The following is a 12,960-nucleotide window of genomic DNA, read 5'->3' as shown; positions in this document are numbered from 1 at the left end:
TTTGATAATCGCCCCTCGAGATGGGCTAGCCCAAGGACGTTGGCATAAGCAACTTTCCGACAGGGCATATCATTTTTATTTTCGGAAGGCGCGATGATGTCGTCAATGCGATGGCCGCGTCTGAAAGCGTTGGAGAGGTGAGTGCCATACGCCGCTTTCTACACCTGCCAAAAATACCAGGAGCACTGCGACCTTTCGCTCCGATATCGCCCGCCGGTTGGCTTGACAGCTTTTGTCGAGCGACAATATGTCTTCAGGCAGTGGAGGATAGATGGTGCTTGGCATCGCTGACATTGAGGGGAAGCGCTCAGCGAGCGATCGTCGGCTGAACGACGTGATGTCGCGACGGATACACCAGCGCCATATACGAGCCGGCATAGATTTCATTGCGCCAAAGGCTGTTTGAGACATCAATTTCATTACGGACATATGACATGAAAAGACAGACGCTCGACACCGGCTGGACCATCTCACGCCTTCGTGCGCCCTCCGCCGCACCGTCACTGCCCAATGCCATACCGGCGGCGGTCCCCGGCAACGTGCACCTCGACCTCATGGCGGCGCAGCTGATCACCGATCCCTATCTCGACGTCAACGAGATATCGCAGGATTGGATTGGCCGCTCGGCGTGGCGCTACCGCCTCGCTTTCGACTGGGACAGCGACGGTGCCGAACGCATCGATCTCTCATGCCTCGGCCTTGATACGGCGGCGCGCCTGGAACTGAACGGCACGCTCCTCGGCGAAACCCGCAACATGCATCGCAGCTACCGCTTCGACATCGGCGACAACCTCAAGAGCGGGCGCAACGAGCTGATCGTTGATTTTCAATCCGCCTACGAGCATGGGGAAGAGGTGCGCAAGCAACTCGGCAGCGCCGCCGATATCCCGCAAAACTATCCTGGCCCGAGCAATCTCATCCGCAAAATGGCCTGCAATTTCGGCTGGGACTGGGGTCCAACTGTCGTTACCTCCGGCATTTGGAAACCGATCGTCATCGAAAGCTGGTCGAAGGCGCGTCTCGGTGCCATCCGCCCCGAAATCACGCTACAGGGCAGTCAGGGCGTTGCGCGTCTGCATGTCGAGATCGAATGGGCGGAGAAAGGTACGGACAGCGTAGCACTCGTCTTGTCCGTTGGCGGCAAACGTTCGGAGGTTCGGGTTGCGCAAGGCGAGACTCACGCTCTGATCGAGTGCCGTATCGACAATCCACAGGTCTGGTGGCCTCATGGAATGGGCGGACAGCCGCTCTACGATCTCGAGCTGCAATTGCTCGGCTCGGATGCCACGGCACTCGACGGCTGGAAGCGCCGGGTCGGATTTCGTTCCGTGCGGCTCGACACGACGCCGGATGAAATCGGCTCGGCCTTCACGCTCGTCGTCAACGACGTGCCTGTCTTTGCCCGCGGCGCGAACTGGATCCCGGACGATTGCTTCCTGCCACGCGTGACCCGCGAGCGCTACCGCGAACGGATCGCCCAGGCTCGCGACGCCAATATGAACATGCTGCGCGTCTGGGGTGGCGGCATCTACGAAACAGACACCTTCTACGAGGAATGCGATGCCGCCGGCATCATGGTCTGGCAGGATTTCCTGTTTGCCTGCGCCACCTATCCCGAAGAAGAGCCGGTTTATAGCGAGATCAAGGCGGAGGCGCGCGAGGCGATCACCAGACTCATGCCCTATGCCTCGCTGGTCATCTGGAACGGCAACAATGAGAATATCTGGGGCTACTTCGACTGGGGCTGGCAGGACGTGCTCGGCAACCGACCCTGGGGTGCCGGCTACTATCTCGATCTCCTGCCGAAATTGGTCGCCGAGATTGATCCGACCCGGCCTTATTGGGCAGGCAGCCCCTATTCAGGATCGATGGAAATCGCGCCGAATGTAGACGAGCATGGCTGTAAGCATATCTGGGATGTCTGGAATGAGGTCGGCTACGAAACCTACCGCAACTATATCCCGCGCTTCTGCTCCGAATTCGGCTGGCAGGCGCCCCCGACCTTTGCAACGCTTGCCCAATCCGTGCGCGAGAAAGATCGTGCCCCGGCCTCGCCGGGCGTTCTGCATCATCAAAAGGCGACGACCGGCAACGACAAGCTGCTGATGGGATTGGAGGGCTGGTTCCCGCATCCACAAACATTCGACGACTGGCTTTTCGTCACGCAGCTCAACCAAGCGCGCGCGATCAGCTACGGCATCGACCATATGCGCTCGCACCGGCCAACCTGCATGGGCACCATCGTCTGGCAACTCAACGATTGCTGGCCCGTCACCTCCTGGGCTGCCGTCGATGGCGCCGGCCGGAAGAAGCCGCTCTGGTACGCCTTGAAGCACAGCTATGCACCGCATCTCCTCACCATCCAGCCGCGCGGCGACGGTCTGACTGCGGTTGCCGTCAACGATTCAACCCTGTTCTGGCGCGTGCCCTTCACCGTTGAACGCTTCGATTTCAACGGCACGCTGCTTGCCCGTCACCATGTCTGGCGCGTTCTGTGCGATCGTTTCGAGAATGCTGACATCGAGATCCCCGCTGATGTCGCGACGCCCGGCGATCCCAGCCGGGAGTATCTGCGCGCCCGCCTTGGCGATGCCGAGGCATGGTGGTTCTTCGAAAAGGATATGAAGCTGCGATATCCGCAGCCGCGCTTCGACATCGAAAGCGCCGAAACGCCGGACGGGATAGCGGTGACCATCACCGCGCAGTCGCTTCTGCGCGACCTTTGCCTGTTCGTCGATCGCATCAGCCCGAATGCCGAGGTGGACGATATGCTCGTCACCCTCGCGCCCGGCGAAAGCAGGACGTTCAAGGTGAAGGGCGTTTCCAGGGAGGCGTTCGACGATGCCGATCTGTCGACCGTCCTTCGCACGGCCAATCAGGTTGCAGAGCCTTCGCATCATTGAACTTGGCACCGGCTTTTCCTGAAATTTCCGGCGCCTTGCGCCGGATCGGGGCAGCTATCGCATGTAAACCGTCACGAAAGATTGCGCAGGTGAACGAAGATTTGCCTCCTATGATCGGGCGCCGCCTTGTGATCTAGTGCCCCTTATCCGATCCATGAATCAGCGAGACACCGCTTATGTCGTCCGACGCCAATCGCAGCTTTCAAACGCCCCGTCGCGAAGAACTTGGCCTTCTCACGCTTGGCAATAGCGCCGGTCTTTCGGCCTCGGTTTTGCCGAACGGCACGCTGTTCTCAATCGATTTCGCCGACCAGCAGGGCGGCGTCATGATCAGCCAGGTGCTCGGCTCGCCCGTTTACGGCGGGATCGGCAGGCTTTATCTGCGCGTTGGCGGCGCTAAGCCAAAGACGGCTGAAATCGTCGGGCCGAAGGCTGCGGTGCGGTTCGGTCATGCCGAAAGCGGCTTTTGCTGGAGCGGCGAGACGGCGGGTATCAGGCACACGGTCAACCTTCGGCTTCATCCGAGTGAAGCGGCATGGTTCTGGCAAGTGTCGCTGGAAAATTCGACCGGCGCGGCTCTCGAGGCCGATCTTGTTCTTCTTCAGGACGTCGGCCTTGGCGACCGCGGCTTCCTGATGAACAGCGAGGCCTATGCCTCGCAATATATCGACCACCATATTGCCGGCCATGCCGCCTTCGGGCCTGTCATCATGAACAGACAGAACCTCAAGCAAGGCGGTGGACGCAGTCCATGGCTGGCGCAAGGTTGCCTGGAAGGGGCCGCAGCCTACGCGACCGATGCAATCCAGCTCCTCGTGCCGTCGAAAAACAATGACGGCGTTATGGTGCCGAACTTCGGCACTAGCTTGCCGAGCATCCGCAAGCAGCACGAGGTTGCCTGCCCGGCGATCCAGTCGAAGCCGCTGACGCTCGCGCCGACCGCAACTACAACGACAACCTTCTTTGGCGTGTTCGTCGCCGATCATCCGACGGCCTCGAGCGATGCCGATCTTGCCCGCCTCGACAACCTCGCGACATTGCATGGCGCATTGTCCAAGAACACGATCGCTGCCACCCAACCGGCCCGCAGCCTCGTCCAGGACGCGCCTCTTGCCGTCAGCGCGAGCCTCGGTCAGTCCGAGATCGATGCGCTTTACCCCAAGCGCATGCTTGAGGAGCATGTCGAGGGAAGGCTCGTTTCCTTCTTTGTGCCCGACGGGGCGCACAACAGACATGTCGTGCTCGCTGACAAGGAACATCTTGTGGCTCGCCGCCACGGATCCATCATCCGCAGCGGGCAGAACATGCTCCTCGATGACAAGACCTTGGCGGCCACCTGTTGGATGCAGGGTATTTTCGCCGCGCAGCTGACCATCGGCAACACCTCTTTCCACAAGCTTTTCTCCGTCTCCCGCGACCCCTACAATCTGACGCGGGCGAGCGGTTTGCGCATTCTGGTGGACCTCGGCGAAGGCTGGCGTCTGCTCGGCGTACCCTCGGCTTTCGAGATGGGCCTCAGCGACGTGAGCTGGACCTATCGGCTGTCTGGCCGCACCATATCCGTGTCCGCAATCGCTTCCGGCGACGATCCGGCCATGCAGTGGAGCGTCACCGTCGAAGGCAACGCCTGCCGTTTTCTCGTCTTCGGCCATATCGTCCTTGGCGAACGCGACTATGAAGCCGTGGCCAATATCGCCATCGATACGGCCAAAAAGAAGATTTCCTTCCGCCCGCAACCTTCCTGGCTGTGGGATCGCTATCCGAATGCCGCCTACCACCTCGTCACGTCGACGCCGGATGCCTTCGAGGCCATCGGCGGCGACGAGCTGCTGTATAGCGACGGAATCTCGCGCAATGGTCCGTTCATCGCGCTGAAGTCGCATCCCACGCAGACCTTCCGCTTTGTCGTTACCGGTTCGATGGCCGACGCCGCGGCCGGTGAGGCTTTTGCGGCACGTTATGCCAAGGGTGTGGAGAGCAGCGAGATGCTGGCGCCTGCGCAACGCTTCTGGAGCCATGTGACGCGCGGTGCGCGTATCGAAGGCGATGGTCGGGATGTGGCGGCACAGTCCGTCATGGTGCCCTGGATCGCGCATGACGCCATCGTGCATCTGAGCGTGCCGCATGGGCTGGAGCAATATACGGGCGCGGCCTGGGGAACGCGCGACGTCTGCCAGGGGCCGATCGAGTTCCTGCTCGCCTATGAGCATGACGAAGAGGTCCGACAGATCCTCATCACGCTGTTCTCCGAGCAATATCGGGATCGCGGCGACTGGCCGCAGTGGTTCATGCTGGAGCCCTACGCCAATATCCGTGCCGGCGAGGCGCATGGCGACATCGTCGTCTGGCCTTTGAAGGCACTGTGCGACTATATCGAGGCCACCGGCGATATCACCTTGCTTGCCGAAACCGTTCCGTGGCGGGCCGACGATACCGTACAATTGACCTCGGAACGTGCGACGATCTCCGATCACGTCGAGAAGCTGCTCGACACCGTGCGCAGCCGCTTCGTGCCGGGAACCAGTCTCATTCGCTATGGCGAAGGCGATTGGAACGACAGCCTGCAGCCGGCCGATCCGCACCTGCGCGACTGGATGGTGAGCAGCTGGACCGTTTCGCTGCTGTATGAACAGCTGGTGCGCTATGCCAATATCCTGACGCTTGCCAGCCGCAACGAGGAGGCACAGTCGCTCCAGGCAACGGCCGCCGCCATGCGCGCCGATTTCAACCGGCTGCTGATGCGTGACGGCATCGTCGCCGGCTACGGCGTCTTCGACCCGAGCCATGACGGCGTCGAACTGCTGCTGCATCCCGACGATACAAGGACGGGACTGCACTATTCGCTGATCGCAATGACCCAACCCATGATCGGCGGATTGTTCACGCCCGATCAGCGTCATGCGCACATGAAGATCATCCGCGAGAACCTGCTGTTTCCGGATGGCGTGCGCTTGATGGAAAAACCGGCAACCTACTCCGGCGGCCCGGAAAAGTTGTTCCGGCGCGCCGAATCCTCATCCTTCTTCGGCCGCGAAATCGGCCTCATGTATGTGCATGCGCATTTGCGTTACTGCGAAGCACTGGCACTCGACGACGACGCGGAAGCCGTGTGGGAAGCACTGGCGCTCGCTAATCCGATCGCCGTCAGCGGCAGGCTGGAGCATGCATCGCTGCGTCAGCGCAACACCTATTTCAGCAGCAGCGACGCGGCCTTCGACGACCGCTATCGCGCCTCTGCGGACTGGGCTCGCGTCAAGGCGGGCGATATAGCCGTCGATGGAGGCTGGCGCACTTATTCCAGCGGCCCCGGCCTCTATACCAAGAGCCTGATCGGCAATGTCTTCGGCTTTAAACGGCAGTTCGGCCAGCGCATCCGCAAACCGCTCCTCCCCGCCTCGATCGGCGCTTGTGAGGTCAATCTGGATTTCAAGGCCTGAAATCATCAGTAAAGAAGGGAGCCGTTGAGCGGCTCCCTTCTTCAATATCTTCCGAGAGTTAAGCAGCCTCGTCCCAGACTGGCGCGAGCCCATCAGGGCTGACGATCCGGCCCTTCGGCTGCGCGAGCGCGTGGATCGCAGCCATCTCGTCCTGCGAAAGCGCAAAATCGAAGATGGCCGCATTTTCTGCCGCGCGGGTTTCCGACACCGTCTTGGAGAGGGTGATCAACCCCTGCTGGACGATCCAGCGCAGAACGATCTGGGCAATCGATTTTCCATGTCGACCGGCAATCTCCTTCAGCACCGGTTCCGAAAGCACCTTGCCATCAGCCATGGCGTAATAGCCGGTTACCGACATGCCGAGGCTGGCGGCAGTCTCCATGACAAGCGACTGGTCGAGATAGGGGTGATATTCGACCTGGTTGTTGACGAGTGGCAAATCGCTGAGGCGAGCCGCGTCGCGCATCAAAGTCCGGTTGAAGTTGGAAACACCGATATGGCGAACCTTGCCTGCCTTTGCTACCTCATTGAGGGCGCCAATCTGCTCAGCAAGCGGAACGGCGTCATTCGGCCAATGCAGAAGCAGGAGGTCGACGTGGTCTGTCTTCAGCTTCTTCAGGCTTTCGTCGACCGAAGCGACGAAGGCGTTGTGAGAATAGTTCTCGACCCAGACCTTCGTGGTGAGGAACAGATCTGCGCGAGCGATGCCCGAACGGAGAATGCCGTCGCCGACGTCAGCCTCGTTGCCGTAGATCTGGGCGGTATCGATGTGGCGATAGCCATTGCGCAACACATGCTCCACCATGCGCTGGGTGTCCGGGCCGGGCATGCGGAACGTGCCGAAGCCGAGAGCCGGGATGGATGAGCCATTGGCGTTGACGATTTCCATTGGAATAGTCCTTTCCTTTAGAGTGTATGATCAGGCGGCGTAGGAAACGGCCTGCGTTGCGGAAGCCGAGCGGCGATCGAGCGCGCCGCTCCAGAGGGTAAACAGCAGGGCAGTGACGACGAGAATCGCGCCGACCCAGGGTGTGGCGCCGAGCCCCAGCGAGGATTCCACCACCAGACCGCCGACCCAAGCGCCTGCGGCTATGCCGAGGTTGAAGGCGGCGATATTGAGCGCCGAGGCCACATCGACGGCGGCGGGGCGCACCTGCCGGGCAAGCTGGACGACATAGAGCTGCAGGCCCGGCACATTAGCGAATGACAGGAAGCCGAGAGCTGCGAGCGTCGGGATTGCAAGCCAAGGCGAGACGGCGGTGAAGCTGAAGAGGACAAGGACGACCGCCTGAGCGGCAAACAGCCAAATCAGAGCCCGAACCGGGTTGCCGTTGGCAAGGCGACCACCCACGACGTTGCCGATTGCGATCGCAATACCGTAAACCACCAGGATGAGGCTGACGGCCGAGGCGGCAAAGCCTGTGACTTCCTGCAGGATGGAAGCCAGGAACGTGAAGGCGACGAAGGTGCCGCCGTAACCAAGCGCGGTCATGGCAAAGACGATCAGCAACCGACCACTGGCAAGCACTCCAATCTGCTCGCCAATGCTCGCAGGCGGAGCTTTCTTGAGGTTGGAAGGCAGCAACAGCAAGATGCCGGCAAAAGCCACGATACCGAGGCCTGCAACAGCAGCAAAAGTCGCGCGCCAGCCGAAGGTCTGACCAATGAACGTACCCAGGGGGACGCCGGTGACGATGGCAACGGTCAGCCCCATGAACATCATGGCGATCGCCGAGGCACGACGGTTCTCCGGCACGAGATCGGCGGCAATCGTCGAACCTACAGAGAAGAATACGCCGTGAGCGAAGGCTGAGAGCACGCGCGCGACCAGCAGCGGCGCATAGGACGGGCTCAAGGCCGCCAAGCTGTTGCCGATGATGAACAGCGCCATCAGGCCGAGCAGCAGCGGCTTGCGCTCGATACGGCCGGTCAATGCCGTCAGAATCGGCGCGCCGAAGGTGACGCCAAGCGCATAGACGCTGACAATGAGGCCGGCAAGCGGCAGGTTGATGTGGAGGTCGTTCGCCACGGTGGGCAGCAGGCCGACAATAACGAATTCGGTTGTGCCGATCGCATAGGCCGCGATCGTCAACGCAAAAAGTGCGAGAGGCATGGGATCACCCGATCGAGAAGGCAGCCGGAAATCTCGGCTGTGCTGGTTCTTGTTCGGGAGGGAATATGAGGCCGGGACATTCAATCGATAATCACCTATATTGCCTCAACACTTATGAATTTAATTCAAAGTCAGGAGGCAAGCTTGGACAATCGTGCTGGCGAGATGGATGTCTTCGTTCAGGCAGCGACATTGAGAAGCTTTTCGGCCGCTGGCCGCAAACTGCGCCTTTCGCCCTCCGCGGTCAGCAAGCTCGTCACCCGGTTGGAAGAGCGGCTGGGCACGCGCCTTTTGGTGCGCACAACCCGTTCGCTGCAGTTGACGCCCGAAGGAGAGATTTACCTCGAAAAGGCACGGGCGATCCTGGCGGATATTCAGGAGGCGGAGCGGATCGTGGCATCCGGTGGCGCGACGATCCCCCGCGGCCCGCTGCGCGTCAGCGCGTCAGTCGCATTCGGGGTTCAATGCCTTGTCCCGATCATGCCCGACTTCCTGCAGCGCTACCCGGAGATCGAACTCGATATCTCCCTGACGGACAGCGTGATCGATATTGTCGGCGAGCGAGCCGATGTTGCCATCCGCTCCGGCGCTTTGCGGGACAGTTCACTCAAGGCGCGCAAGCTCTTGGAGAGCCGCCGCGTCATCGTTGCAGCCCCCTCCTATGCCGAGCGGAGAGGCCTGCCGAAAGCGCCGGACGAGCTCGACGATCATAACTGCCTGACCTTCAACTTTCGCCCGACGGCAGAGGGCTGGCCCTTTCGCGATCCGACGAGCGGCGTACATTTCGTCAGGACGGTGCAGGGGAACTTGCAGGCCAATAACGGACCGACCGTTCGCAGCCTCTGCGTTGCGGGTATGGGCCTTGCCCGGATCGGCCAATTCCATGCCCAGCCGGACATCGACGCCGGCAGGCTCGTGCCCGTTCTCGAAGATTTCAATCCGGAAGACATAGAGCATGTCCATGCCGTCTATGCCGGCCATGAGCATCTGGCAGCCCGCATCCGCGCCTTTATCGACTTTCTGGTTAACCGAATCGGATAGAAATAGCCGGATGTGCACAGCCCGGAGGCAGATTTGGAAACGGCGCTCTATCTCCCCATCAAGACATTTCTCGAAGCCGCAGGCTATGCCGTGAAGGGCGAGATCAGTGGCTGCGACCTCGTCGGGCTCAATGACGGCGAGCCACCGATTGTCGTCATCTGCGAACTGAAGATGAGCTTCAATCTTGAGCTCATCCTGCAGGCCGTAGATCGGGCCGCGGCAAGTGACGAGGTCTGGATCGCCGCCCGCGTCTCGGCAAAGGGCAAGGGGCGAGAAGGTGATCGCCGCTTCCGTGATCTTTGCCGAAGGCTCGGCTTTGGTATGCTGACGGTATCGGACAGCGACGTCGTCGATATCATGGTCAGCCCGGTTGCGCCGATGCCACGCAAGAATGCACGGCGCAGATCACGCCTTGTTGAAGAACATCGCCGGCGCAAGGGCGATCCGGCCCTCGGCGGCAGCACACGCAAGCCGATCATGACAGCTTATCGGCAGCAGGCGCTTGTCTGCGCTGCTGCGATCGAAAATGGAGCGCAGCGGCCTAAGGAGATGCGTGAAGCCGCGCCGAAGGCCCCGCAAATTCTTAGGGATAACGTCTATGGCTGGTTCGAGCGCGTCGATCGGGGCATCTACGCGCTGACGGAGCTTGGCACAGAGGCGCTCAAGAGATGGCCGGTACCGCAAAGCTAAATATGGAAAAATTCCGGCAAACCAACATTAAATTCATGTAATATCTTACATTTTTGCAATAAAAACATGATCAATATTTAATTTGTAAAAGTCAGTTGGCGGATCATATTGTTCATCAGCGCCAATTCAGTTTTATACTTCACTTCACTGGAGTAAAGACGGGAAGCCAAGGTTTCCCGAATGATTTGACGCGGCCCCATTCGACGCCTGTCCCGGACATGGACAAGACGCCAATTCGCCAACAATCTCGCAAGGGACTTTTGCCATGTCATCTCTTCTTCGCAAGCACCGCACCACCGCCATCGTAGGCGCCGCCATCATCGTCGGCGCCGGCGCACTGCCTTTCGCCTTCAGCAACTCCACCACCGTCGCCGCTGCCGCTGAGCCCGCCGGCATTATCGCGCCCGGCGGCTCATTCGCTCCCATCGTCGATGCCGACAAGCCGGCCGTCGTCACCGTCACCACGACCATGAGGGCGACCGACACCAGCGCCGACAGCAACTCACCGATGGACGAACAGTTCCGCCAGTTCTTCGAAAACCAGGGCATTCCCTTCCCGAAGCAGGCCCCGCGCCAGCAGCAGGGCCAGCGCGCCATGGCGCTCGGCTCTGGCTTCGTCATCAGCCCTGATGGCATCATCGTCACCAACAACCACGTCATCCAGAACGCCGTCGACATCAAGGTAACGCTCGATGACGGCACCGAACTGCCGGCCAAGCTTTTGGGTGCCGACGCCAAATCCGACCTCGCCGTCCTCAAGATCAGTGCGCCGAAGCCGCTCGCAACCATCGCTTGGGGCGACTCCAACAGACTGAAGCTGGGTGACCAGATCCTGGCGATCGGCAATCCCTTCGGCATCGGCACGACGGTTACCGCCGGCATCGTCTCGGCCCGCGGCCGCGACCTGCATAGCGGTCCTTATGACGACTTCATCCAGATCGATGCCCCGATCAACCACGGCAATTCCGGCGGCCCGCTGGTCGACCGTGAAGGCAATGTCGTCGGCATCAACACGGCCATCTATTCGCCGAACGGCGGCAGCGTCGGGGTCGGCTTTGCCATTCCTTCCAACGAAGCCAAGGCCATCGTCGCCAAGCTGGAAAAGAGCGGTTCGATCGATCACGGCTATCTCGGTGTCGCGATCCAACCCGTGACATCCGACATCGCGAACGCCATGGGTCTGTCGAAGACCGAAGGCGCGCTCGTTGCCAATGTCACAGACGACACGCCGGCGGCTCGCGCCGGCATCAAGAGTGGCGACATCGTGACCGCGGTCGGCAATGAGACAGTCAAGACGCCGAAGGATCTGTCGCGGCTTGTCGCCGATCTTTCCCCCGGCGACAAGCGTTCGGTTACGCTCTGGCGCGACGGCAAGAGCGTGGATGTCAGTGTCACCATCGGCGGCAATGACGATAGCAAGCAGGCTGCCAACGACAATGGCGATGGCAAAGTCCAGCCGTCCAATCAGCCGAGCATCGGTGTCGGCCTTGCCAATCTCACGCCAGACGTCCGTCAGCAGCTGAACCTGCCGCACGGCGTGGAAGGTGCCGTGGTTGCCAGCGTCAATCCGGACAAGCCGGCCGCTGCCGCCGGCATCCAGACCGGCGACGTCATTGTCTCTGTCAACGACCAGCCGGTGCGTAACGCTCATGATGTACAGACGGCGGTGGCCAAAGCCGGCAAGGATGGCCGCAAATCCGTCCTGCTGCTGATCGAACGCGACGGCGGCAAGACCTTCGTTGCCGTGCCCTTCACCGCCGCCTAATCGTCGGAAGTCTTGATGATCGGCCCGTTTCCTTCGAGGAAGCGGGCCGATTGTTGTTACATCACCAATATCCCCTGGCGCTCGGCAAGGCCGACCGTCGCCAGCGTTCCGGCATTAAAGGGTAGAAAATCCGCCTCGATGCCATCGCTGAAGATGACGCCATGCTCGGCCATTTCGGAAGTGACAGTCATCGGCATCTCTGCTCCGATCTGTCCCGAAACCAGCGAAACACCCGTTGTGCGGCTCGGGAACGGCTCCCGCACGAAATAGTGCAGGAAGTTCGCATCCCAGGGAAACGAAGCGTCGGCAATGCCCGCCGGCAACTCAATGCCGCAGCTCGCGGCCGCGCCGGCCCAACCGGCATAGAGGCTCTTCAGCCAGCCCGTCGACCCCATGCCTGTGGACACGATGATGCCGCTCGACGACTGCCTTTCGTGCCGCTCGCCAATCCGAAGATCGTAGCGCGCCGAGACATGGCTGCGCGGGCCTATGAAGAGATCATTCACCGCATAAAGTACCTCGCCGGTATTGAGCGCGGCCCTTGCCATGCTGACGCGCTTGAGCGGCCGGCGCTGCGCCAAAGCTTCCGGCATGATTTTTCGCACGTCGGTCGCCTTAAATGGCAGCAGGATGCCGTCCCATCGTTTCGGATCCGGGTTCACTCCAAGCACATTCTGGCCATCGAGATATTTCAGCGTATTGGCGACCAGACCGTCCTGCCCCAGCACGACGACGAGATCATCGGCACCGAAGATGAAGTTTGCGAGATAGCGCCGGTTGAGCGTCTGCACTCGGGCGATGGCGCGCAGGCTTGCTTCCACCTCGCGCACAGCCGCTTGATAATGCTGCTGCTCTGCCAGGTAATCACCGAAATCCGCGCCGAGATGTTCGACATAGAACTGCGCCTGCTGAACGGTGTTGAAGCGTGTGACGAGTTCATCGAGGCGGGTATCGCGTGTGATCAGCACGATCTTGCGATCATCCGCCCTTCCATTGCTTGCCACCGGCATG

General features: G+C 60.7%; 8 protein-coding genes. 5 read left to right on the top strand and 3 right to left on the bottom strand.

Going from position 1 to position 12,960, the window contains the following annotated elements; translation table 11 throughout:
* Positions 1 to 434: 434 nt before the first annotated feature.
* Positions 435 to 2,903: a glycoside hydrolase family 2 protein gene (locus GGD46_RS22415; RefSeq protein WP_184708096.1), complete on the top strand. Its 2,469-nt coding sequence runs from the start codon at positions 435 to 437 to the stop codon at positions 2,901 to 2,903.
* Positions 2,904 to 3,079: 176 nt separating this feature from the next.
* The gene (locus GGD46_RS22410; RefSeq protein ID WP_184708095.1) at positions 3,080 to 6,340 is read left to right on the top strand and encodes a GH36-type glycosyl hydrolase domain-containing protein; all 3,261 of its coding nucleotides are present in this window, start codon (positions 3,080 to 3,082) and stop codon (positions 6,338 to 6,340) included.
* A gap of 58 nt (positions 6,341 to 6,398) precedes the next feature.
* Here the strand turns inward: GGD46_RS22410 and GGD46_RS22405 are convergent, their stop codons facing one another.
* Positions 6,399 to 7,229 (bottom strand): aldo/keto reductase, encoded by an 831-nt coding sequence (locus GGD46_RS22405; protein ID WP_184708093.1) that lies wholly within the window; start codon positions 7,227 to 7,229, stop codon positions 6,399 to 6,401.
* A 30-nt stretch (positions 7,230 to 7,259) separates the two neighbouring features.
* On the bottom strand, positions 7,260 to 8,453 hold the full coding sequence (locus tag GGD46_RS22400) for an MFS transporter (protein ID WP_184708091.1): 1,194 nt from the start codon (positions 8,451 to 8,453) through the stop codon (positions 7,260 to 7,262).
* Between the two features lie 144 nt (positions 8,454 to 8,597).
* On the opposite strand from GGD46_RS22400, the gene GGD46_RS22395 reads away from it, so the two are divergent.
* The 3 genes from GGD46_RS22395 to GGD46_RS22385 all read left to right on the top strand — a co-directional run bounded on the left by GGD46_RS22395 (position 8,598) and on the right by GGD46_RS22385 (position 11,949).
* The gene (locus GGD46_RS22395) at positions 8,598 to 9,494 is read left to right on the top strand and encodes a LysR family transcriptional regulator (RefSeq protein ID WP_184708089.1); all 897 of its coding nucleotides are present in this window, start codon (positions 8,598 to 8,600) and stop codon (positions 9,492 to 9,494) included.
* Between the two features lie 33 nt (positions 9,495 to 9,527).
* On the top strand, positions 9,528 to 10,184 hold the full coding sequence (locus GGD46_RS22390; RefSeq protein WP_184708087.1) for a DUF2161 domain-containing phosphodiesterase: 657 nt from the start codon (positions 9,528 to 9,530) through the stop codon (positions 10,182 to 10,184).
* Between the two features lie 265 nt (positions 10,185 to 10,449).
* Positions 10,450 to 11,949: a DegQ family serine endoprotease gene (locus GGD46_RS22385; protein ID WP_184708085.1), complete on the top strand. Its 1,500-nt coding sequence runs from the start codon at positions 10,450 to 10,452 to the stop codon at positions 11,947 to 11,949.
* 56 nt (positions 11,950 to 12,005) lie between these two features.
* Here GGD46_RS22385 and GGD46_RS22380 read toward each other — a convergent pair whose 3' ends face one another.
* Positions 12,006 to 12,959 carry a sugar kinase gene (locus GGD46_RS22380; protein WP_184708083.1) on the bottom strand — a complete coding sequence of 318 codons (954 nt, stop codon included), beginning with the start codon at positions 12,957 to 12,959 and terminating at the stop codon, positions 12,006 to 12,008.
* Position 12,960: the final 1 nt, after the last annotated feature.

The sequence above is a fragment of the Martinezella lusitana genome (genome assembly GCF_014207095.1).
GTDB classification, from domain to species: Bacteria; Pseudomonadota; Alphaproteobacteria; order Rhizobiales; family Rhizobiaceae; genus Rhizobium; species Rhizobium lusitanum_B.
The sequence above is the reverse complement of the archived record's forward strand: the minus strand, read 5'-3'. Positions and strand labels throughout refer to the sequence as shown.